Below are 21,746 nucleotides of genomic sequence, written 5' to 3' on the forward strand. Positions count from 1 at the left end.
AGCTTTTGCTGATATGATCAGTAATATCATTAGTAGTCTTATCAGTTTAAATCTTTTATCTATTATATCACAGGAGGTTCCTATGGATAAAATCACCCAATATCAAATGAAAAATATCCTTCTTCAAGAAGTAATGCCTGCCTTAGGCTGTACAGAGCCTATCGCCATTGCATTAGCCGCAGCAAAAGCCAGAGAAGTTCTAGGGGAGCTTCCTGAAAAAGCTACTATTCTCTGCAGCGGCAATATTATAAAAAACGCAAAATCTGTTATCGTACCAAATGCAGAAGGCCTGCACGGCATTGAAATCGCAGCTTCTTTAGGAATACTAGGCGGCGATTCTTCTAAAGGACTTAAGGTTCTAGAAAACATTACCCATGAAATGATCCTAGAAGCAAAGAAACTTATCTTCGAAAACAAAATCAAAGTTCAGTTTGTAGAAGGAATTGAAGGTCTTTATATCGTGGCAAATCTTGTCAAAGACAAAGATCAAGCCATCGTAGAATTAAAAGATGACCACAGCTCTTTTTATTCTATTCAAAAAGACGGAGAATATCTATTGGCTCCCCCTGAAAATGAAGGAGAAAAGAATTCGACTGATTCGGATTTGGAAATTTTATCCATTGGATCTATCTTAGAATTTGCAGATACCGTTGATTTAAATGAAAACAAAGAGTTGACAACTCTTCTTGATATGCAGATTGAATACAATACAGCCATCGCTGAAGAAGGCCTCGCTAAAGAATACGGTTCATCCATCGGGAAAACTCTTTTAGAATACAACGACGAAAATGTTTTGAAAATAAAAGCAAGAGCTATGACTGCTGCAGGAAGCGACGCCAGAATGGGCGGCTGCAGCAAGCCGGTCATGATAAACTCTGGCTCCGGCAATCAGGGAATGACCGTATCGATTCCTGTTATCGTTTATGCCAAGGAATTAAAAAAAGAAAAAGAAGATCTGTATCGAGCACTTATATTATCAAATCTGATCAGTATTTATCAAAAAAGATATATTGGTAAACTTTCCGCTTTCTGCGGTGTGGTAACAGCAGCTGCCGCAAGCGGCGCCGGTATCGGCTATCTTTTAGGATTTACAAAAGAAAAAATCGAGAAAATTATTATCAACACCGTTGCCACTACAGGAGGCATGGTATGCGACGGAGCAAAACCCTCCTGCGCCTCTAAAATCTCCTTGGCTGTAGAAAATGCCATCTCTGCAGTTCAAATGGCGGACAAAGGCGTTTCCTTTTCTTCCGGCGAAGGAATCGTCGGAGAAAGCGCTGACGAAACCATAAAAAATATAGGACAAATGGCAAAGTTGGGCATGAGAACAACGGATGTGGAGATTTTGAATATTATGCTTTCAAAACATTGATAAAGAGAAGGCAGGATTCCTACGGAACCTAGGCGAGATTCCTGGGGAACTCAGGCAGGCTCCCTTCGGGACCCAGGCAGGATCGCTACGCGACCTAGGAAATATCAGCGGATAGTTTATAAAATAGTGTCAAATCTTCCAATTTTAAGAATCTCCCTCTCTGATAACTAAAAAATACCCTGCAAAAAGTATGAGCCATCATTTTCTAATACAAAAAGGCGGCATTGCGTTGCAAACAGGCAGGATTCCCGCGGAACCTTGGCGAGATTCCTGGGGAACTCAGGCGGGCTCCCTTCGGGACCCAGGCAGGATCCCTTTGCGACCTAGGAAATGGCAGCGGAGAGTTTATAAGAAAGTTAAAGTCTTTCAAATTTCATAATCACCCTCTCTGATAACTAAAAGAAGGAAAGTGAATAACATCACTTTCCTTTTTTATTACAATACATTCCGAAATTCAGACTATTTCTTACATGCTGCTACACTCTTTTTTAAAAAAGTACTCATGCCGTTGGCATGAGTACTTAAGTTAAAAAAGAAAAGAAACACGCTCCTGTTTCTACCTTCCCTAACCCCTACAACCTATAACCTATTCCCTATCTCTTCTCTCTTTCCTCTAGGCCGCAAAGCAGTCCTGCCTAAAGCCTAGGTGCCATAGGCATCCTGCCTGGATTGCGCAGCAATCCCGCCTAAAGCCTCTATCTCCCTATCGTCGCAACCATTACAGCTTTTATCGTATGCATTCTATTTTCTGCTTGGTCGAACACTTTAGAGTGAGGGCTTCTGAAGACTTCATCTGTTACTTCCATTTCTTCCAGTCCGTACTCTTCATGGATTTGTTTTCCGATTTCTGTATTTAAATCGTGGAAGCTTGGAAGGCAGTGCAAAAATACGACTTTATCGTTTTCGCATTTTTTGATCATTTCCATATTTACTTGATAGTCTTTTAAAAGATCGATTCTTTCTTTAAACTGATCTTCTTCTCCCATAGAAACCCAAACATCTGTATAAAGCACATCGGCTCCTTTTACAGCGTTGATGTCTTCTGTGATCTCAATTTTTCCGCCTGTTTCCTTGCAGACTTCTCTCATCTCTTCTACAAGCTCTTTTCCAGGCCATAAGGATTTTGGCGCAATAATATGGATTTCCATTCCTACCTTTGCAGCTCCGATCATTAAAGAGTTTGCCATATTATTTCTGCCGTCTCCGATATAGCAGAATTTCACATCTCTCAAAGGTTTTGCCACATGTTCTTTTACAGTTAAGAAGTCAGCTAATATTTGTGTTGGATGGTAAAGATCAGTCAATCCATTCCACACAGGCACATTAGAATGCTCTGCCAATTCTTCTACCCTCTCATGGGAGAATCCTCTAAATTCGATTCCGTCATAGAAACGGGCTAACACTTTAGCCGTATCTTCCACAGACTCTTTTTTTCCAAACTGGCTGTCTTTTGAGCCTAAGAATGTAACTTGGCCTCCTTCATCAAAACAAGCTACTTCGAAAGCAGTTCTTGTTCTTGTAGATGCTTTTTCAAAAAGCAGAACAATGCTTTTTCCTTCTAATAAATCCCCTTTGTTACCTGCACGTTTTTTCGCTTTTAAATCAGCGGACAGATTTAACAAGTATTCTATCTCTTCTGATGTAAAGTCTTTTAATGTTAAAAAATCTCTTCCTTTCAAATTAAACATTAACTGCCTCCTTAGAATTCTGTATATATGTAGTATTCGTAAGTTCATTATAAAGTAAAAAGGATCTTAATTGCAATAAAGTTTTATGGTAAAAATTTCATAATTTAAAAGCAAGTAAATGTCTTTTTATAAAAAGAAAGCACACTCTAATGTGTGCTTTCTTGCATATTAACTATAAATTATCTTTTCAAATCATTATCGAGATCTAAACGTTTTCTCTCATCATCAGTCAATAGATCGTCATCATCTCTTCTAATGTTTCCATCTACATTTCCGCGAATATCAGCATCCCCATCTACTTCAATATCTTCATGGCGTACTGTTTCCGTAATATTTTCTGTATCTTGATGCTTTACTTTTTTGATGGATATTTCGTCATCAACGACTGTTTTTTTATTTACTTCTACGCGTTCTTCACTGATAGGAATATGAATTTCATCATTTTCATCCCAAACGCCATCTCCTAGATCTCCATCTCGTACTTCTTTTCCATCTCCGCGGCGTCTTTCGATGATAATTTCTTCTTTTTCCACTGGAACTTCAATGTTTTGAGTTTCTTCCTTTACAACTTTTCTAACATTGACTTCCCCAGTTTCGACTCTATCTTTATCTATATTTAATTTTTCTTTTTTAAGCTCTAATACTTCTTCTTCTGTAGTATTGCGCTCTCGATCATAATCATCACGTAGTCTATTTCTATCATCTAAATCAGTATCTCTTTCGTAAGCTGTTCCTGCTAGATTATCTTTGTCGGTATAAGCTGCGTTTCTGCCTGCGACAGTCGTATCCGCATCATCCTCAACCAAGACCACACTTTGTCCAGCTTGAAGATCGTTTCTATATTCCTCTACTACTCTTCTGTCGTCATCTGCTATATCTCTGTCCCAATAATCGTCGCTATATTGATCATAAGTGAAGGCGCCTTTTATTTTTTCCCAAAGGCTTAAATCATTGTCGGCATCGCCGTCATGTCTTGCATCTAAATTGCTGCTTAGGTCTTCGTTGGAAATAACTTTAATCTGATCTTTTGTGTAGCCTCTCTCTAACAGTTCCTCTACTGCTCTTCTTGCTTCTGTTGCAGATGCATATTTACCATATACTCGTTTTATAATTTCCTCCTAATTTAATTTAGATAAAAAGCCATAATAAGGTCGGGAATTTTTACCTGTCTTATCTATACCCAAACAGAAAATAAATATTCAAACAGGACTAATTTTGTATTAATATTAAAACATTATAATAATATATGACTTAATCGAATTTTATGATATGTCTTGAGACAGATCTCGATATAAAAATCATCCATTATTCTTATCCTTCTGTTACAATAGTTTATGGAGGTTGCTATGAAAAAAGCTAATGAAAACAGAATGGGATTTGAACCTGTCCTTCCTTTGCTTTTAAGGATGTCATCGCCGGTGATTTTTTCCATGTTTATTTCAAGTTTATACAATGTGGTAGACAGTTATTTTGTTGCCCAAATCAGCGAAAAAGCGCTGCGTGCTGTCTCTTTAAGCTACCCGATACAGTTAGTCCTTATCGCTTTTGGCGTAGGAACAGGAGTCGGCATTAATTCTTACGCTGCAAGACTTCTTGGCCAAAGAGAAGAAGAAAAAGCATCGAATGTAGCAAGCCACGGTCTTCTTTTAGCTATCGCGACTTCTTTCGTCTTTATGCTTTTTGGGCTTTTCGGAGTAGAAAGCCTTTTTTCTACCTTTACAAATGATCCAGAAGTGTACGCCATGGGAGTACAATACAGCCGCCTTATTTCTATTTTTTCCATCGGTTCTATTGTGCAGATCTCTCAAGAAAAAACGATACAAAGCACAGGCAGGATGTTTGTGCCCATGCTTTCTCAGCTTATCGGTTCTCTTTTAAATATCGTTCTAGACCCGATTTTTATCTTCGGTTTTTTCGGTATTCCTGCTATGGGCGTTACAGGTGCTGCTGTGGCCACTTTGATCGGTCAGTTTGTAGGAGCTTATATCTGTATTCATTATCTTCTCATCTATGACGGAGAACTTAAAATCACGAAAAAACACTATTCCTTTGATTGGGACATTATAAAAGAAATCTATAAAGTAGGACTGCCTTCGATTATTATGCAGTCTATCGGCGCCTTGCTGAATATGGGCTTTAACTACATACTCATTCCTATTTCAGAAATCGCCGTTTCCGTGCTGGGAATCTATTATAAGCTTCAAAGCTTTATCTTCCTGCCGGTTTTCGGCTTGACTCAGGGAGTTCTGCCCCTTATAGCCTATAACTACGGCGCAAAGAAGAAAACAAGAATCGATGAATCTATGAACTACGGCTTTAAGATTGCCGCTCTTATGATGGGAATCGGAACAGCCATTTTTCTGCTCTTTCCCGAAGAACTGCTGCAGATTTTTAACAGCACCCCAGAGATGATCCAAATCGGTGTCCCTATGCTTCAGATCACTTCACTTTGTTTTATACCAGCCGCCCTTGGTATTATGTACTCCACCTTCTTCCAAGCTTTAGGCTATGGAATATACAGTCTACAAATGTCGATCTTAAGGCAAATGATTGTAATCCTTCCTTTAGCAAAACTTTTAAGCTATATTAGTTTAGAAAGCATCTGGCTTTCTTATCCCATAGCAGAAATTTTTGCACTGGCTTATGGCTATTATCTTTATAAGAAAATCTATACGAATAAAATTCTATTATTGAAGGAGAATTAGGGAAAGATAGGCTCTAAGCTGTAGGCTTTAGGCGGGATGCCTACGGCACCCAGGCGGCACGCCTTACGGCGGCTAGGGAAAAGATAGGATAAAGATAAGAAATAGGTTATAGGTTGTAGGGGTTAGGGAATGTAGAAACAGGAGCGTGTTTCATTTGTTTATCTAAATATACTCTTGCCTGTTTCTAAGAGATCCTTTGTTAAAAATAAATTTAATTCTATTCATTTAGTATGAAAGGACTGGCGGTTTGGAGAAGGCTTTGAACTGGCAGTTTTTTTGATGTTTATTTAGATAATAAAATCAAAATAGACACTTTTCAAAAAAGAAAAAGCCCTTTATAATACACTCAATCTCTATCTGACGCAATGTAGAAGAAGTCCGAGTCAAAGAGATTAAAGAAAAATTCAAATGGATTATTTTGAGCTGACCTTCCTAAGAAAACAGATTTTAAATATATGAAAGAAGCGAACATTGTTTCTGCAGCTAGCCACGGAAATAATATCCCTAGAAAGTCTTTACGTCACAAGACCATGCTAGAAGTATTTATGTAACCCTGTCTCGATTAACTTGAATATTCTGATATAGTATTCCTGATATAACCGCAAAAGAGTCCACTGGGTCTTGACTATCCAACACCCAGTGGACTACATCTAGCTAAGGCTGTGCAAAAAAATATCGGCCTTACCCTGTTCTGGAAAGCCGATACACAAAATGTTTCATACACCTTATTCCTTTAAACGGTCCATTTCCTTTACCGGTTGTTATTTCTCGTTTCAATTAATGCCTTTGAACTAGAAAGCCCAAACCCGATTAAGGAGATTGTAATAAGTAGATAATATAACCTATTCTCCATTTGAGTAAAACCTAATGCAAATATAATTACGGATAGCCCCATAACAGCATTCCATTAATTAGGCTTTTCCAGGTATGGATCCAGAACAATACACAGTAGTACAATACGAATAATTCAAATAAAAACGAGCTTACCTGCATTCGCAGCGGCTCGTTTTTTATCTTTTATTCTTCAATAAATCCCATTAACGATTTTCTTTCCTTAATATCCCCGCTACAACCTCCCTTAATTCCGGCACAACTTCTTCTTCAAACCAAGGGTTTTTTTTATGCCATCTAAAATTAAGGGGAGAAGGATGGACAAGGGGAAAGTATTTTGGCAGATAGTTTTTATAATTTCGTACTGTTTCCGTGAGATTCTTCTCTTTTTCTTCTTTTAGATAAAAATCTATGGCATATTTTCCGACTAATAAAACAAGTTCTATCTTATCCATTTCTTTTAAAAATAAGGGATGCCATTTCTTTGCAAAGTCTTTGCGGGGCTTATTATCGCCGCTTTTTCCTTTTCCCGGATAATAGAAATCCATGGGAAGTATCGCAAAGTTTTCAGGATTTCGAAACTCCTTTTCGCTTATCCCCAGCCATTCTAAAAGCTTTTCGCCGCTTTTATCATTAAAAGCTGTCATAGATTCCTGTGCCTTTACTCCCGGAGCCTGCCCGACGATTAAAATTCTCGATTCTTTATCCGCAACAAACAAAGGCATAATATCCTTATCGGTATATTTTTTATTCTCTGTATCTTCTATGATTTCTTTTTTTATTCTTTCTATCATAGTCTCCCTTTCTTTCACTCTAAGATAAACCTCTTCCCTTTGAATCAGAGGATATCAGCCTTATTCAAAGAAAAATTTGCCCTTCTTTCTCTAAAACCTTACTTTTTTACCTCTTATATAAACCTCACTGGGCAGTATCTTATGAAGCTCTTCTTCCGGGAGTGTTTCTAAGTCTTCCTCTAGCAGCATAAAGTCCGCAGAATATCCTTCTTGAAGTTTTCCGATATTCTTCATATCATTGATCATGGCTCCATTGATAGTATAAAGAATAAGAGCATCTTTTAAGCTTAGTTTTTCTTTTTGATTGATATCTGCTTTTTCTGTTAAGGAACGTCTGGTTACGGTAGGTTCGATTCCCAGCCATGGGTTGGCCGGCTCTGGGTGGTAAGTTGAAGGAGCATCGTTGCTTAGCGCTACATAGGGATATTTTATTCCCTCTGGGTCATAGAGGCTTTTTAATCTGTTGATCTGAAGAAATCTTTCTTCATCGAGATATTTTGAATAGGGCTCGTATTCTGCATAGAAGAAGATACTTTGTCCCGAGACTCCGATTCCCAGTTCGTGGATTTTTTTGATTTGATCGTCTCGAAGGGTTGTCCCGTGTTCAATCCGAATACTCGGCGCTCCTTCGATCCAGTTCCCCAACTCTTCAGCTAGTTCGATAATAATATCTGCAGAATGATCCCCCATAGCATGGGTTTTTACTTGAAGTCCTTTTTCTTTTGCGAACTTCATAATCTCCCGCAGTTCTTCTTTGTTCCCTGTCATAAGGCCTTTTGTAAGCTCCCTGTTCTTGTCTTCTTCCGAAGGGGTATTTCCGTCTCGTTTTACATAGAGACTGTCTTCGATCTTCGGAAACTCTTTTGTCATGCCTGCTGAACCGTTGCTGATGGTTCCGTCGAGAAAGTATTTTAAACCGCTGAGTTTCACCTTGGCGCCAGTGGAAGCGGTATAGCCTTCTTTTCTTTTATCAATTTCTTCTTGAGATAAAGAAGATACGGTGTCGTTCCATAGATAATATACAGCCACGTCCTGCAAGAATCCTTTTTCCATGGATTTCAAATATAGATCCATCATATCTCCCTCTTCATCGATAATGCCAAGGGTTTCCGATACAGATCCAATTCCGTATTTTGCAAGCTCTAGAGATGTGGCTACCATTTTTCTGATCTTTTCTTCTTCCGATTTTATAGCGAAGATTTCTCCCGGCAAAAAGGCCGCCTTTTCCGACAAAAGTCCTGTCGGCGCTCCCTGTTCATCCCGATGGATAATGCCACCTGCAGGATCTGGATAATCTTTGTCAATTCCTGCAAATTCCAAAGCTAAAGAATTTACAACGCAGTTGTGAAGGTCCGACCGCTGAATCCGAACCGACTTTTCTGTACTGACCTTGTCCAGATCATATCTCGTTGGAGATCTTCCTTCTTCAAATTTTGTTTCGTCGTATCCCCATCCTTCAATAGTAGAAGCTTCCGGATTTGCTGCGTCTATTTCTCGAAGTTTCTCGATCATCTCCTCAATACTATTGACTTCTGGAGCCATAATAGAAAGCTTTCCTACAAGCTCCGTTAAAATCGTCGGATGGATATGAGTTTCTACAAAGGCCGGAAGAACCGTTTTTCCTTTAAGATCTACACATTCTTCCCCTTCGGGAATCTCCTCTTTCCTTCCTGTCCATATTATCTTTCCATCGTCCACTTTCATGGAATCTATATTTTTATTTAAAAGAAATTTTCCATTACTATAATACATAATTACCTCCATTTTCTCGCTAATTATATATACCCAAGAAAACATAGTGCGAATGTGATAGAGAAAGAAGGAGTGGATGTTGAAAAGCTGATCTTTACTTCTTTATATAAATCATACTATCGAATTTATTAACTCTTTAAAACTTACAATACTTAGACTATAACAAGAAACACGTCTCTTGTTTCTTCTTCAGCTCCCCTCTTTCACACTTCACGCTTAATATAATCCTATTTTTCTCAAAAAAAGAAGAGCCCAGCATTTATACTGTTCTCTTCTCTAGATTTGAGATTTACTTTAAGTCGTATTTCTTTTCAAGCTCTTCTAAAAGAGCTGTGTATTTTTCTCGTACTTCTGTATTTTTATCATTGAAAACTCTTGTTTCTTCTTCTACCTTTTCAAGCACTTCCGCTGGCAGATTTTTCACAGCGAAGGGATAGACTACGTCGTTTTCTTTATCGATATGGGAGCGAAGCTGTCTTCTGTATCCTAAAGCATTTGTCATGATCTCAAGTTTGCCTTCTTCTGTAGGATTTGTTTCGTATTCATTTAAGGCAGCTTCCAAGTCTAGGACAAGGGCACGGCCTTGATCATGTTCAACATACATTCCGCTTCGTACTAATTTTTCTGCAACAGGTCCTAAATGTTCAAGCATATAGCTGAAAAGAATTTCTTCTTCTTTTCCATGGTGATATGCATCTCCATAGTCCCGGATAAACTCCACCATTTTTCTTAAATCTTCTACAGGTACTTCTTCTCCGTGAAGGATCTTTAAGGAAATAGCTTGAATGACATCATTTACACGATTGATATTCTCATGTTCCAACTCTAATTGATCTATGCTATACATTTTTTCTCCTTACAGTATACTGATTGTCCTTACGGGAATATTCTAATCCTTCTCCAGCTAAGCCTGTGATATAGGCATCTCTAAGCTGATAATAAAGTTCCCGGTCTAACCCTTCTTCTTCGAAAAATCCTCCGTGAAGATCACTTGTTCTCTCCCACTGGATGCTGTCGGCTGAGTTTTCTACTACTGCATTGACACGGTCGCAGGGCATTCCGTCTAAACAAGAGTCGTTTACTTTTTGATAAACTTCTTCTGGCGAAGAAGATCTTTCCATGCCGGCTCCGCCCTTATAGAAGATTTCTTCTAATTCTTCAGTCGAGATCCCTTTTTCTTTCGCAAGAGAAACAGCCTTTGCAAGTCTTTTCTCCGATTCTTCAATTTGACCTTGAAGCCATCCGTGGATATTTCCCGTATCGATATGATCTTCTAAAGATCCTTCTGGAAGGGAACCTCTTTCTTTATAAAAAGTTTCTTTATCCGCTCCGCTTTTTTCTAATAATGTTTTGATGATTTCTTCTTGTATTTCGATCTTCTTGTACAGCCAAAAATGAATCGGCGCTAAAAACTTACTCATCTCTATCTTCTCCCTTTTTCAATAAATATACGATCTTGCCCCTAACATCGATAAGACCTTCTTTTTTCATTTTATTAATCTCTCTGGACACGGAAGGTCTGGTTGTTCCTAAATAGTCCGCTAATTCTTCTCGATTATATTTTAATATTACTTTTCCATTCTGCTCGTTCTGCTGGAAAAACCGCATTAGTTTTTGTCTTAGTGTCAATTCTGATAGAATAAGATTTTTTGTATTCAGATAAAAAGCCTTTTGGCTTAATACATTGATCATATTTCGTATCATCACTTTTACGAAAGGTTCATCCCAATTTTTGTAATCCAGAAACTCTTCTTTCGGTATTTCTAAAACAACAGAATCTTTTAATGCTACACAGGAATAATCATACATCCGATTTTCCATAAACACATAGACTTCCCCAAAAACGGTGCCGCTTTCTTTAAAAATATTAACAATCGTTCTTTTTCCGTCCTCTTCGATATTAGAAACTGCTACGGAGCCTTCTACTAAAACATATAATTTTTCCGGATAATCTTCTTGGACAAATAAATACGAATCTTTTTCATAGAATTTTTTTACGGCTCCTACAGCAGCTAATTGTACTTCGATTTCTTCTTTTTCTAAATTTTTGAAAAGAGGACTTTTATCTATATATTCCATATTCTCCTCCTTCCAGAGTAGATTACCATATGATTTATCGAAATAACTGTAACTGATGTTACTATCCCTATGCTTTTACTAAACTTTCTGCCAAGGCTTCAATTTGGACATCGATCTCGTCTGTAGGATTATAAAGGGATTTCACTTCCTCATCCACTACTTCAAAACCAGAATTTGTTAATATCTCTCTTAACTTCTTGTTTCCTTCACCGCTCCATCCGTAGCATCCGAATACACCGGCTTTTTTATCTTTAAACTTCATTTCATGAAGGAATGCAAGCCATCCTGATACAGAGGATAATAATGCATTTCCTACTGTGGGAGATCCCACTGCAATCGCCTTGGATTTAAAGACTTCTGTGATAATATCATTTTTGTCATAAAGTGAAATATTATAGACTTTAACAACAGTATCCGGAGATTTTTCTCGGATTTCTTTGGCTAGTTTATGAGCCAATTTCTTTGTTCCATCCCACATAGTGTCGTAGATAACAGTAATTTGATCTTCTTTATAAGCATCTGCCCAAGCAATATATTTTTCGATAATCTGAGTTGGATTGTCTCTCCAAATCGCTCCATGGGACGGGGCGATAATATCAAAGGTAAGATTCAAATCGCCGATTTCTTTTAATTTTCTTTTTGCAAAGCTGGAATAGGGAGTTAAAATATTTGCATAATATTTTAAAGCTTCTTCATCCATACTGCATTGATCTGCTTTGTCGTTAAACAACTCTTCCACTGCATAATGCTGTCCGAAAGCATCGTTTGAAAAGAGAACATTGTCTCCCGTCATAAACGTCGCCATACTGTCTGGCCAGTGGAGCATTTTCATTTCTACGAAAACAAGGCTTTTCCCGTTTCCGATATCAATACTGTCTCCCGTTTTTACTACATTATAGTTCCATTCTGGATGATGATACATTCCAGTCAAGGATTTCACCGCTGCCTGAGTACAATAGATGGGAAGACCCGGTACTTCTTCTAATAAGGCAGGAAGAGCCCCGCTGTGATCCACTTCCCCGTGGTTGATTACGATAAAATCCAAGTCTTTTAAGTCGATTTCTTTTTTTAAATTGTCTAGAAATTCGTTTTTATGGGGTTCCCAAACAGTATCCACTAAAAATGTTTTTTCTTCCTGAACTAAATAAGCATTCTGGCTGGAACCGTTATGGATCGAATAATCCGCTCCGTGAAACTCTCTTAATTCCCAGTCTATTTTCCCAACCCAATATATATTATTCTTGACTTGTTTTTTCATTAGCTTCTCCTTTTAATTTTTCGAATAAGATGGAGTTTTCTTTAAAGATATGGATAAATACATCTTCTACTAAAGTATGAAGTGTTTCGAAGGTTCTGTTGTAAGTGAAGCATGCATCTTCCGGCACTTCAAAATGATCTGTAAGGTCGATCATCTCTTTAATTACCGCACCGGCTCCTTCATGATCTTCTTCTAATTCTTCAACTTTCTTAAGGGTTTCCTTCGTAATATTTCCGTCTTTATAATCCTTTAAGATCATTGGAAAAGTGATTTTTTCCTCTTTTACGAAATGTTCTTCTAATTCTTTCTTTAAGTCGGCAAACAGGCTGTGGAGCTTTAATAATAATTCTCCATGATGTTCAAAGTGAACAATCAGAATTTTATTTAAATCTTCATCGACTTGTTTTAAATAGGCTCTTTCTTCTACGTGATGTGTTATTTCAAGATGATCAATCAGTTCATCTATTTTCATATCGTAAACATTCAGTTCGCCTTTTTCTTTTCGTTCTTCTTTCGCTTTTTCTATAAATACATCCATTCTTTCTAAGAAAGGTTTCGTCTCTTTCTTTTTATCTTCGAGGGCTTTGCCTAAAGTATCGGCGCCTCCGCAGCAGTAATCTATTCCTTCGTCATTAAAAAAGTCTACTAATATTGTATTTTCCGCTACTAAATCCTTTAATTGTCTATCTAGATTATTCATAATACCCTCCAAGAGTTTTAATGTTTTATTTGATGATCTTATTATAAGGGCAAATGTTACATAAAAATATGATCTAGATCAACTTTCGTAATTTCTCATAGAAAATTCATCGAGTATCCTTATTTTCTTTTTACCGTAGATATCAATCCAGCCTCTTTTCTGAAGCTCCGAAAGTTTTCGATTGACCGTTTCTTTCGTCAGGTAAATTGCATTACCGATTTCTTCCTGAGTCATTTTAATTTCCGGACTGCCCAGTCTCCTGTTTCTGTCCAATAAAAAGAGAATAATTCTTTGAAGAGCATCCTTTGTTCCTACGATTTTCAACGTATCTCGATAATCCGTCATCTTGTCATTTAAATATTCCATAATATCAAAGGCCATCTGAGGATTGTCTATGATTTCCTTTTTTAACGACTCTGCCTGAATGGTACATGTTTCAACCTCCTCTAAGGCAATCCCTGTTTCTGTATATTTTGACTGGCTAAAAAGCTGATCGCCTCCGCAGATATCTCCTGGTAGAAGAATGTCTAACAGATATTCGCTTCCATCTTCTCCGAAGCGTACAAGCTTTACTCTTCCTTTCCTTAAAATAAGCATTCTACCGACTGGATCTCCTTCATGAAATATGACCTCTTGAGACGAAAAATTTCTTTGTTCGATTAACCTGCTTATTTTATGAACTTCTTTCTCTTTTAAGTTCCTAAATATCGGTACGTTTTTTACACAAGTTTGATGTTCGCAACATTGACTGCTCATATTTTCACCTCTTCATTCTTATCTATTATATGCCCTTTTCTCTTAAGTTTAAGCAACATAATACTTATATAATATTTTTATATAAAGCTTTTCTAAAATAGAAATAGCATGTAATGGGTATCTATAAAGAAAGAATGTAATAAGGAGAATCAAATTATGATTAAAGTTGAGAAGGATTTCGAAAAACGTTTAATAGAATTTCGCCATCATCTGCATAAATTTCCAGAGCTCTCTTATCATGAGTTCAAAACAACAGAAGAGATCATTGGATGGTTCGAAAGATTAGGACTTCCACCTGTAAATTTAGATCTGGAGACAGGAGCTGTTTTCGATATTGTAGGGGAACATCCAGGTCCAGTAATCGCTCTTCGAGCTGATATCGACGCTCTTCCAATGCAGGAAGACAATGTCTCCCCTTACCGCTCCTCTGTTGACGGTGTTATGCATGCCTGCGGACACGATATGCATACCACAGCCCTTCTAGGCGCAGGAGCACTGCTTCTAAAAAACAGAGATCTTATTAAAGGTACTGTGCGTCTTCTTTTCCAGCCTGCGGAAGAAGTTGCTACTGGAGCGAAATATGTCTGTGAAAAAGGAGCCTTGGATGGTGTGGATGCGATCTTCGGTTTTCATAATATCCCAACACTTCCCTTGGGAACCATCGGTATTAAATCCGGAGGTCTTATGGCGGGAGTAGATCGTTTCGAAGTTATATTTCACGGCCGGGGAGGTCATGCAGGAGTACCCCATAAAACTATCGACCCGATTATTATCGCTGCAGAATATGTAACAAATATCCAGTCTATTATTGCAAGACGGATTAACCTTTTTGATAACGCAGCGATCAGTGTGACTCATATCGAAGGGGGCAGCACCTGGAATATTATTCCAGATCACGCGACCATCGAGGGAACCGTTCGTACGTTTCAGAAGGGCTCTCGAAAAATCATTCCTCTGATGATGAAAAAATACTCCTACGGGATTGCAGAAGCAAATGACGGCTATGCGGATTTCCACTGGGAAGGACTGCATCCTGTTGTAGATAACGATCCGTCGTTCCGAAAACCTCTAGAAGATCTCACCCTAGAGCTCGGATATAAACCGGTAGAAGCAAAACCAAGCTCTGGTGGAGAAGATTTCTCCTTCTATCAAGAACAGATCCCGGGATTCTTCGTTTTTGTAGGGGTAGAAGGCAGCGAACCTTGGCATTCCCCTATTTATAATATGAAAGACAGCGCTCTTAAAATTGCTGTGGAGTTTTTAGCGAATGTTCCCCTTGCTATCAGCAACCATGAAATGTTCCGAGATAAAATAAATATAGAATAATTGTTTTAAACTTTATGGGTATAATCAGTATTAAGCAATTAATTTTTATAAATAATATAATGAGGTGAACAGAATGAAAAGAATATTAATACCTGTCGATGGAAGCGAGAGAAGTCTCCATTCACTAGACTGGGCCATAACGATACTAGGTCCTCACGAAGCGAGTTTCTATGTCATTACTGTAATGGATAAACAAGACGAAGTCCGCTACGCTGAACAGCACGGAAAAAGAAAACCGATTCCGGAAGAAATTCTTGCTCCTGCAAAGCAGAAACTTCGAGAATACAATTATCATACAGAAGTCCGTTACGGCGCTCCCGCCAAAGAAATCTTAAAATACGCAGAAGAAGCTCAGATAGATCAGATTATCATGACAAAATCCACCAAAAAAGACTGGACCCGAATCATCGGCTCCGTAACTACTTATGTAGTTCAGCATGCAAAACATATTGTAACCATTGTACCGGAGTAAAAAGCCTAAAAAAGAAAGTGTGAAGTGTGAAAGAGTGAGAGAGGGGAGTTTGTGGTGGAAAATGAAGAATACATTCATTTTTCTACATAGGATATAAAGATTTTTTAATTAAAGACATTCTCCATAGAAAAAACCTTGTTTTCTACAAAACAAGGTTTTTTCTGTCTTTTTCGATAGCCTGGCCGCCTTTGGTGAGCCGCCTAAGTGCCGCAGGCATCTCGTCTATCTCTTCTTTAATAAGCTGTCCAGCCGCCATCGACTACTATTGTTGTTCCGTTTATAAAAGACGCTTCATCCGAAGCTAAGAAAACATACACTTCTGCCAGTTGATCCGGTGTTCCTACTTTTGGAAATATCTGAACGCCTGCCATAAGTTTGTTAAGCATTCTTTCATCCGGATCTTTTACTGAGCTGCCGATCTCTGTCGATACACTTCCCGGTGCTACGGCTATACAGCGGATTCCTTCATCTGCATAAGAATAACCGATGTTTTTTGTCATTCCCACAACAGCATGTTTCGAAGCAACGTAGGCAAGACCGCCCCTCATTCCATGAAGGCCTCCTACCGATGCAGTATTAAGTATTACACCAGCTTTTTTCTCTAGCATGGATGGAAGCACTTTTCTTGACATTCTCATAATTCCGCCGGCATTGATATCCATAACCTTATTCCAAATCTCGTCTGTAATCGTTTCAGCAGATTTGTACTCGTCTAAAACTCCCGCATTATTTACTAAAACATCAATTTTCCCCTGTTCTTCCAAGGCTTTTTCTACCGCATTGTCGATGTCTTCTTCTTTCACAACATCTCCTGCCACAGGAATAATTTCACCTGGAAGATCTTTAGAATCTTCTTTTAGACCTTCCAACTTTTCCATCCTGCGCGCCATCGCATAGACTACAGCTCCTTCTTTTGCAAAGGCTTTTCCAATAGCGTAACCGATTCCCGAACTTGCTCCGGTTAAAAGCACAACTTTGTTTTCCAGTTTCATAACGTCCTCCTTTGATATATATTTATAATATATATACCCTTTCTTTCGGAATTTAACTGGAAAACCCTTATCTACTCAATTTCATTAATGACAGTAAATTTCCCGAGATCTTCTATATATTCCAACACCTCTCCTGTCCCGATATCATAATACCAGCCGTGAATATCGATCTCGCCTCTTTCTTCTCTCTCTTTGATTTCAGGAAAGGTTCTTAGATTTTCAAGCTGGGCTAAAATATTTGCCTCTTCCATCATTACTTCTTGAATTAAAGGTTCTTTTTCTAAAGCCACAACTTTTTCTCTTACTTCATCTAATAACTCAAGCCATCTTTGTGTATGGGGAAGGTCCATTTTTTCTGCAGTCTGGTGAAGACTTGCAGAACAGCCGCCGCAGTTGGAATGTCCGCATATGATAATATGCTTTACTTTAAGAGCTTTTACTGCATATTCTATGGCTGATGTAGTAGCAACATACTCATCTGTTACTCGATAAGGAGGAACAATATTTGCTACATTTCGAACGACAAACAACTCCCCCGGGTTTGTTCCTGTGATTCTGCTTGGCAAAATTCTAGAATCAGAGCAGGTAATAAACAGGGTGTGGGGATGCTGCTCTCTTCTTAAACTTTCATAAAAATCTTCCTGTTCTTCTAAAACTTCCAAACGAAATTTTTTGATTCCGCTTAATAATCGATCCATTTCTCACTCCTCCTTAAATTCCTATAAAAGAAAAAGACGAGAAGGCTCCCGTCTTTCGATTCATTTTAATATTTTTATTATACCTTTAAAAAGTCCCGCTATCTAGTTTTATTTGTCCCTTCCATAAAATTGTTTTTAATAGCACCATCCCAATAACAGCTCCTGCTAGAGAACTGGATATAAAAGGAATGACAAAGCCGAATAATGCCGCTTCTTTATTCCCCATTATGAAAAGCGCGATTGGATAGGAACAAACTGCCCCGATAATCCCCGTGCCAAGGACTTCCCCTAGAAAAGCAGTGAGCAGTCTCCTATGATATTTATATAAATATCCGCTTAAAAACGCTCCAAAAATACTCCCTGGAAAAGCTAATAAACTTCCTGTTCCTATCAGTATCCGTATTAATGAAGTGCCAAAAGCTATCGCTAAAGCGTAAAAAGGTCCTAGTAAAACTCCTCCAACGATGTTGATCAAATGCTGTACTGGAAACACCTTCGCTACTCCAACCGGTATAGAAAAGGCTGAAAACACTACAGCTATGGCAATAAATATTCCCGACAAAGCGAGTTTTTTTGTATTTTGATTCATAATAATCTCCTTTTTTATTAAAAATGTTTATAAGTCTATTAAGTGGTGTATATATAATACAAGCGAGTTGCAAATTTTTGCAAGTAGTGCTAAGATGTATTTACTAATGTAATAATTCTAACTTTGGATTGATTGCATTTATCATGGTAATAAATAGTTAAACTTAACAGGAGGCGAATAAAAATGGTAAAAATCGGTAAAGTAGCTCCGGATTTCACATTACCTGCATATCATCAAGGTAAATTCAAGGATGTTACACTTTCTGAAAACAAAGGAAAATGGACCTTATTATTCTTCTATCCTGGCGATTTCACCTTTGTCTGAACTACTGAAGTCTCAGCAGTTGCTGATAGATATGATGAATTCCAGGAATTAGATACAGAAGTTATTTCTGTAAGTGTGGACAGTGTTTTCGTTCACAAAATGTGGAATGATAAAGAATTAGTAGAGCTTTTAGACAAAGACGTTCCTTATCCAATGGCATCCGATCAAAAAGGTGAAGTTTCTAAAGAATATTTAGTCTATGACGACGACAGCGGCACTTGTATCCGCGGAAGCTTTATTATCGACCCGGACGGAATTGTTCAAACTGCAGAAGTATTAACTCCTCCAGTAGGAAGAAGCATTGATGAACTTATTAGACAAATTAAAGCTGCTCAAGAAGTACGCAAGTCTAACGGTACTCAAGCTATGCCTGCAGGATGGGATACAGGCAAAAAAACATTAACTCCTAGCGAAGACCTAGTAGGAAATGTATGGAAAGAGATCAAAGAAAATAAATAAAACTCAAAAGCATCCCTCAGGGGTGCTTTTTTAATTTCAACCGAATCTCTTTTGAACAACCAACTCATTTTTACAAAAAAATAATTTCTAAAGCTTAAACTATAGAAAATTGTTTTAGCTGAAAAAGTCGTTCCCATCAGCGGACTATAGAAGTTCAAAAAACTTCATTTATACTCAGATCCTCAACTTTGGAGCCAAAGGCTCAAAAATTCTCAACCCCTATAACCTATTTTCTACTTTCTACTCCCTATTTTTTACCCCCTTTAATCTATCAGTTTACTATGTTATAATTCTTGTAGCAAAATGAAAGGAGCTAACAATGAAAGAAAAAGTCATACTCGGTATGTCCGGCGGTGTTGATTCATCTGTATCCGCTTATCTTCTTCAAAAAGATTACGATGTTTTAGGCGTTCATATGACTATGTGCAATGACGATCCTGAAAAAGAAGCAATAGCTGTTAAAGATGGAGCTGCCGTAGCCGAACAATTAGGTGTTCCTTATGAAACGATAGATGTTCAAAAGGACTTCCATAAAAATGTCATAGATTATTTTATCAGCGAATATAAAGCAGGCCGTACTCCAAACCCTTGCGTAGAATGCAACCGTTCAATGAAATGGAAAAAACTTTTCCGCTACGCCGATGAAAAAGGTGCAAAATACGTTGCCACCGGCCATTACGGAAATGTATTGAACCTTCCCAACGGCAGACTTACCATCGAATGTGCAGACCATCCGGAAAAAGATCAGTCTTATGTGCTTTATCAGTTGGAACAAGATGAAATCGAGCGGATTGTGCTTCCCCTAGGGGCTTATGAAAAACCCCGCATTCGTGAAATCGCTGAAGAAATCGGACTATCTGTTTCCAACAAGCCGGAAAGCCAAGACATCTGCTTTATTCCAGATGGAGATTATGGTGCTTTTATAAAAGAACGCACTGATATTCCTCCGAAAGGAAATTTTGTAGATACAAAGGGTAATATTCTCGGCGAACACAAAGGGATCATCCACTATACAATCGGTCAAAGAAAAGGACTGGGTCTTGCTTTAGGATATCCAGCCTATGTTCTTGAAATTCGTCCTCAAACCAACGAAGTCGTCATCGGCAAAGACGAAGAAGGCCTTCATAACGGAATTCTTGTGAAGGATCTTAATTTTCTTGCCATTGAAGACCTAACAGAAGAGATGAGAGTTCTTGTAAGAATCCGCTACAACCATAAAGGAACTTATGGAACCATAAAAAAAACAGGAACGGATGAAGTAACTGTCCTTCTAGAAGAACCCTTACGAGGCATCACCCCCGGCCAGTCTGCAGTATTTTATGTAGATAACTATCTCTTAGGCGGAGGAACCATTGTATCTAGTAAGGACTTTTAGAAGGAGCTAGACAGTTGGGATTAAGGTAAGAAGAGAATGGGCTTTTCCCATTCTCCACCATCCCAAACCACTAATCACCAATCACTAATCCCTAACCACTACTCCCTAACCCCTATCTTTTTTACCCGACTAGATAAGCATTTCATAAGTGAGATGAAGAACCTTTTTTTCCCCTTCTTCTACATAGGCTTCCCAGATCTTTGCCCGTGTTCCATCCCATAGTTCAATAACCTGGTTATTCACATCTTTTAGATATTTTTTTAATTCCGGGACTTCTTCGGCTTCCCATTCCTGTTCTACTGTCCACAAGACCTCGTAGACCTTCCCAGGATCTCAAGCTAAACAGGAGGTAAATCGTTTTTGATTAAAATCCTCTTCGATAAATTCCAAAAACTTTTCCATATTGATTCCTTTCCGTAAATATGAATATTCATTCTAAAATATCCATGTAATTCTTTTCGACGACCTCATATAAAAGATTCTACAATAAATTTCCCCATTTAGATAGGTCGAAAAAAGCTGCTGCAATTTTTCTATTCTTTCACTATCAAATTGACTTCGCTTGAATCACAAGGAAGAAAAGATGGTGGTCTTCCCCTTTTCCACCCTCTCTTACTCTCCTCTTTTTTTCAGGGTATCTATGCCATATGATTTAGAGGACCTCGTCCTTTTCCTAAATTTAAATCATCTGCTAATATTTTAGACAAATAATCTTTTGCCCTTTGAATACTTTCTTCTAAAGAATATGCAAGAGCCAAGTTGCTCGCTATAGCCGAAGATAAAGTACAGCCAGTTCCATGGGTGTTTTCATTCTCGATTCTTTGTCCCTTAAACCATTGGAGTTTCCCACCATAGGCTAAAAGATCATTTGCATCATTTGTTCCATGTCCCCCTTTTACCAAAACTGCTGTATTCAGGTCCCGGCTTAGTGTTAAGCCTGCTTTTTCCATATCTTCTTTACCCTGTATGGAAATGTCGGATAAAGCCTCTGCTTCTGGAATATTTGGAGTAACCAATGACGCGATTTTACAAAGTTCTTTCAAATTTTCCAGTCCCTCTTCTTCCAGCAAAACTCCGCCGCTTGTAGCAACCATCACAGGATCTACTACGATATTCTCTGCTTTCCATTCTTTTAAAGACTGGATAATCGTCTGGATAAGCTCCGCTCCTGAAACCATACCAATCTTAACACTATCGGGAAAAATATCTGAAAACACCGAGTCCAGCTGCTGCTTTAAAAATTCCGGTGTACTATTGAATATCCCCTGTACACCAACTGTGTTTTGCGCCGTTAATGCTGTAATAGCGCTCATCCCGAACACGCCGTGTACGGTCATCGTTTTTAGATCTGCTTGAATACCTGCTCCTCCGCTGGAGTCGCTTCCTGCTATTGTCAAAACTTTTTTCATAAAACTCTCCTTTGCTCCTCTATCACGATTTTCTTCTTAAATAAATCTTTTTCTGCAGATGAATTGTCAATTCAAATGCAACACCTAATGTGAGCTACTAAAAAGGACTTCCTTAGGTGTTTTGAATTCTATGCATTTTCTTGGTCTGCCATTTAGTTTAAGTAAAT

20 protein-coding genes and 1 pseudogene are annotated in these 21,746 nt (G+C 38.2%); 6 read left to right on the forward strand and 15 right to left on the reverse strand.

The features are described from left to right. Nucleotides 1–82: 82 nt before the first annotated feature. Complete coding sequence (locus ACTQ46_RS08825) at nt 83–1,372, forward strand: L-cysteine desulfidase family protein (RefSeq protein WP_441749088.1); 1,290 nt, start codon at nt 83–85, stop codon at nt 1,370–1,372. Between the two features lie 695 nt (nt 1,373–2,067). Here the strand turns inward: ACTQ46_RS08825 and argF are convergent. Next, complete coding sequence (gene argF, locus ACTQ46_RS08830) at nt 2,068–3,060, reverse strand: ornithine carbamoyltransferase (RefSeq protein ID WP_441749090.1); 993 nt, start codon at nt 3,058–3,060, stop codon at nt 2,068–2,070. A 179-nt stretch (nt 3,061–3,239) separates the two neighbouring features. Further along, nucleotides 3,240–3,872, reverse strand: a complete 633-nt coding sequence (locus ACTQ46_RS08835) for a YsnF/AvaK domain-containing protein (RefSeq protein WP_441749092.1) — start codon at nt 3,870–3,872, stop codon at nt 3,240–3,242. A 534-nt stretch (nt 3,873–4,406) separates the two neighbouring features. On the opposite strand from ACTQ46_RS08835, the gene ACTQ46_RS08840 reads away from it, so the two are divergent. Continuing rightward, nucleotides 4,407–5,765: an MATE family efflux transporter gene (locus ACTQ46_RS08840; protein WP_441749093.1), complete on the forward strand. Its 1,359-nt coding sequence runs from the start codon at nt 4,407–4,409 to the stop codon at nt 5,763–5,765. A 1,037-nt stretch (nt 5,766–6,802) separates the two neighbouring features. Here the strand turns inward: ACTQ46_RS08840 and ACTQ46_RS08845 are convergent. The 8 genes from ACTQ46_RS08845 to ACTQ46_RS08880 form a co-directional block, all read right to left on the reverse strand. Continuing rightward, nucleotides 6,803–7,390: a uracil-DNA glycosylase family protein gene (locus tag ACTQ46_RS08845; protein WP_441749095.1), complete on the reverse strand. Its 588-nt coding sequence runs from the start codon at nt 7,388–7,390 to the stop codon at nt 6,803–6,805. A gap of 90 nt (nt 7,391–7,480) precedes the next feature. After that, a complete protein-coding gene (locus ACTQ46_RS08850) occupies nt 7,481–9,142 on the reverse strand; it encodes an amidohydrolase (protein ID WP_441749097.1) in 1,662 nt (553 codons plus the stop codon). A gap of 289 nt (nt 9,143–9,431) precedes the next feature. Continuing rightward, nucleotides 9,432–9,989: a hemerythrin domain-containing protein gene (locus ACTQ46_RS08855; protein WP_441749099.1), complete on the reverse strand. Its 558-nt coding sequence runs from the start codon at nt 9,987–9,989 to the stop codon at nt 9,432–9,434. Further along, a complete protein-coding gene (locus ACTQ46_RS08860; RefSeq protein WP_441749101.1) occupies nt 9,982–10,563 on the reverse strand; it encodes a hypothetical protein in 582 nt (193 codons plus the stop codon). The genes ACTQ46_RS08855 and ACTQ46_RS08860 overlap by 8 nt, the downstream gene beginning before the upstream one ends. Next, complete coding sequence (locus tag ACTQ46_RS08865; RefSeq protein WP_441749103.1) at nt 10,556–11,221, reverse strand: Crp/Fnr family transcriptional regulator; 666 nt, start codon at nt 11,219–11,221, stop codon at nt 10,556–10,558. The genes ACTQ46_RS08860 and ACTQ46_RS08865 overlap by 8 nt, the downstream gene beginning before the upstream one ends. A 67-nt stretch (nt 11,222–11,288) precedes the next feature. Beyond that, nucleotides 11,289–12,479 (reverse strand): MBL fold metallo-hydrolase, encoded by a 1,191-nt coding sequence (locus ACTQ46_RS08870; RefSeq protein ID WP_441749105.1) that lies wholly within the window; start codon nt 12,477–12,479, stop codon nt 11,289–11,291. Then, nucleotides 12,457–13,179, reverse strand: coding sequence for a DUF542 domain-containing protein (locus ACTQ46_RS08875; RefSeq protein ID WP_441749107.1), 723 nt, complete (start codon nt 13,177–13,179; stop codon nt 12,457–12,459). The genes ACTQ46_RS08870 and ACTQ46_RS08875 overlap by 23 nt, the downstream gene beginning before the upstream one ends. Before the next feature lie 78 nt (nt 13,180–13,257). Beyond that, nucleotides 13,258–13,935 (reverse strand): Crp/Fnr family transcriptional regulator, encoded by a 678-nt coding sequence (locus ACTQ46_RS08880; protein ID WP_441749109.1) that lies wholly within the window; start codon nt 13,933–13,935, stop codon nt 13,258–13,260. Between the two features lie 156 nt (nt 13,936–14,091). On the opposite strand from ACTQ46_RS08880, the gene ACTQ46_RS08885 reads away from it, so the two are divergent. Next, nucleotides 14,092–15,261 carry an amidohydrolase gene (locus tag ACTQ46_RS08885; RefSeq protein ID WP_441749111.1) on the forward strand — a complete coding sequence of 390 codons (1,170 nt, stop codon included), beginning with the start codon at nt 14,092–14,094 and terminating at the stop codon, nt 15,259–15,261. A gap of 73 nt (nt 15,262–15,334) precedes the next feature. Beyond that, on the forward strand, nt 15,335–15,733 hold the full coding sequence (locus ACTQ46_RS08890; RefSeq protein WP_441749113.1) for a universal stress protein: 399 nt from the start codon (nt 15,335–15,337) through the stop codon (nt 15,731–15,733). A 233-nt stretch (nt 15,734–15,966) separates the two neighbouring features. Here ACTQ46_RS08890 and ACTQ46_RS08895 read toward each other — a convergent pair whose 3' ends face one another. From ACTQ46_RS08895 to thiW, 3 genes are all read right to left on the reverse strand, one after another. After that, complete coding sequence (locus tag ACTQ46_RS08895; RefSeq protein WP_441749115.1) at nt 15,967–16,725, reverse strand: SDR family oxidoreductase; 759 nt, start codon at nt 16,723–16,725, stop codon at nt 15,967–15,969. A 71-nt stretch (nt 16,726–16,796) separates the two neighbouring features. Beyond that, a complete protein-coding gene (locus tag ACTQ46_RS08900) occupies nt 16,797–17,423 on the reverse strand; it encodes a carbonic anhydrase (protein WP_441749116.1) in 627 nt (208 codons plus the stop codon). A gap of 85 nt (nt 17,424–17,508) precedes the next feature. Continuing rightward, nucleotides 17,509–18,012: an energy coupling factor transporter S component ThiW gene (gene thiW / locus ACTQ46_RS08905; protein ID WP_441749118.1), complete on the reverse strand. Its 504-nt coding sequence runs from the start codon at nt 18,010–18,012 to the stop codon at nt 17,509–17,511. Between the two features lie 183 nt (nt 18,013–18,195). Between thiW and prxU the strand changes: the two are divergent. Both prxU and mnmA read left to right on the forward strand, forming a co-directional pair. Next, nucleotides 18,196–18,795, forward strand: a pseudogene (gene prxU, locus ACTQ46_RS08910) (thioredoxin-dependent peroxiredoxin); the annotation flags it as partial. A 319-nt stretch (nt 18,796–19,114) separates the two neighbouring features. Next, the gene (gene mnmA / locus ACTQ46_RS08915) at nt 19,115–20,170 is read left to right on the forward strand and encodes a tRNA 2-thiouridine(34) synthase MnmA (protein ID WP_441749120.1); all 1,056 of its coding nucleotides are present in this window, start codon (nt 19,115–19,117) and stop codon (nt 20,168–20,170) included. A gap of 129 nt (nt 20,171–20,299) precedes the next feature. Here mnmA and ACTQ46_RS08920 read toward each other — a convergent pair whose 3' ends face one another. Together ACTQ46_RS08920 and thiD are read right to left on the reverse strand one after the other, a co-directional pair. Further along, entirely contained in the window at nt 20,300–20,479 is a 180-nt protein-coding gene (locus tag ACTQ46_RS08920) for a hypothetical protein (RefSeq protein ID WP_441749122.1), read from the reverse strand. 329 nt (nt 20,480–20,808) lie between these two features. Beyond that, nucleotides 20,809–21,579, reverse strand: coding sequence for a bifunctional hydroxymethylpyrimidine kinase/phosphomethylpyrimidine kinase (gene thiD / locus ACTQ46_RS08925; protein ID WP_441749124.1), 771 nt, complete (start codon nt 21,577–21,579; stop codon nt 20,809–20,811). Between the last annotated feature and the right edge of the window lie 167 nt (nt 21,580–21,746).

The sequence above is a fragment of the Gallicola sp. Sow4_E12 genome, from assembly GCF_052116305.1.
In the GTDB taxonomy this organism is placed as follows: Bacteria; Bacillota; Clostridia; order Tissierellales; family Peptoniphilaceae; genus JBQKLI01.

Excerpts from the sequence above, each read along its gene's own strand:
- ACTQ46_RS08825 (WP_441749088.1), top strand. The coding sequence starts at position 83 with ATGGATAAAATCACCCAATATCAAATGAAAAATATCCTTCTTCAAGAA.
- argF (WP_441749090.1), bottom strand. The coding sequence starts at position 3,060 with ATGTTTAATTTGAAAGGAAGAGATTTTTTAACATTAAAAGACTTTACA.
- ACTQ46_RS08840 (WP_441749093.1), top strand. The coding sequence starts at position 4,407 with ATGAAAAAAGCTAATGAAAACAGAATGGGATTTGAACCTGTCCTTCCT.
- ACTQ46_RS08845 (WP_441749095.1), bottom strand. The coding sequence starts at position 7,390 with ATGATAGAAAGAATAAAAAAAGAAATCATAGAAGATACAGAGAATAAA.
- ACTQ46_RS08850 (WP_441749097.1), bottom strand. The coding sequence starts at position 9,142 with ATGTATTATAGTAATGGAAAATTTCTTTTAAATAAAAATATAGATTCC.
- ACTQ46_RS08855 (WP_441749099.1), bottom strand. The coding sequence starts at position 9,989 with ATGTATAGCATAGATCAATTAGAGTTGGAACATGAGAATATCAATCGT.
- ACTQ46_RS08860 (WP_441749101.1), bottom strand. The coding sequence starts at position 10,563 with ATGAGTAAGTTTTTAGCGCCGATTCATTTTTGGCTGTACAAGAAGATC.
- ACTQ46_RS08865 (WP_441749103.1), bottom strand. The coding sequence starts at position 11,221 with ATGGAATATATAGATAAAAGTCCTCTTTTCAAAAATTTAGAAAAAGAA.
- ACTQ46_RS08870 (WP_441749105.1), bottom strand. The coding sequence starts at position 12,479 with ATGAAAAAACAAGTCAAGAATAATATATATTGGGTTGGGAAAATAGAC.
- ACTQ46_RS08875 (WP_441749107.1), bottom strand. The coding sequence starts at position 13,179 with ATGAATAATCTAGATAGACAATTAAAGGATTTAGTAGCGGAAAATACA.
- ACTQ46_RS08880 (WP_441749109.1), bottom strand. The coding sequence starts at position 13,935 with ATGAGCAGTCAATGTTGCGAACATCAAACTTGTGTAAAAAACGTACCG.
- ACTQ46_RS08885 (WP_441749111.1), top strand. The coding sequence starts at position 14,092 with ATGATTAAAGTTGAGAAGGATTTCGAAAAACGTTTAATAGAATTTCGC.
- ACTQ46_RS08890 (WP_441749113.1), top strand. The coding sequence starts at position 15,335 with ATGAAAAGAATATTAATACCTGTCGATGGAAGCGAGAGAAGTCTCCAT.
- ACTQ46_RS08895 (WP_441749115.1), bottom strand. The coding sequence starts at position 16,725 with ATGAAACTGGAAAACAAAGTTGTGCTTTTAACCGGAGCAAGTTCGGGA.
- ACTQ46_RS08900 (WP_441749116.1), bottom strand. The coding sequence starts at position 17,423 with ATGGATCGATTATTAAGCGGAATCAAAAAATTTCGTTTGGAAGTTTTA.
- thiW (WP_441749118.1), bottom strand. The coding sequence starts at position 18,012 with ATGAATCAAAATACAAAAAAACTCGCTTTGTCGGGAATATTTATTGCC.
- mnmA (WP_441749120.1), top strand. The coding sequence starts at position 19,115 with ATGAAAGAAAAAGTCATACTCGGTATGTCCGGCGGTGTTGATTCATCT.
- thiD (WP_441749124.1), bottom strand. The coding sequence starts at position 21,579 with ATGAAAAAAGTTTTGACAATAGCAGGAAGCGACTCCAGCGGAGGAGCA.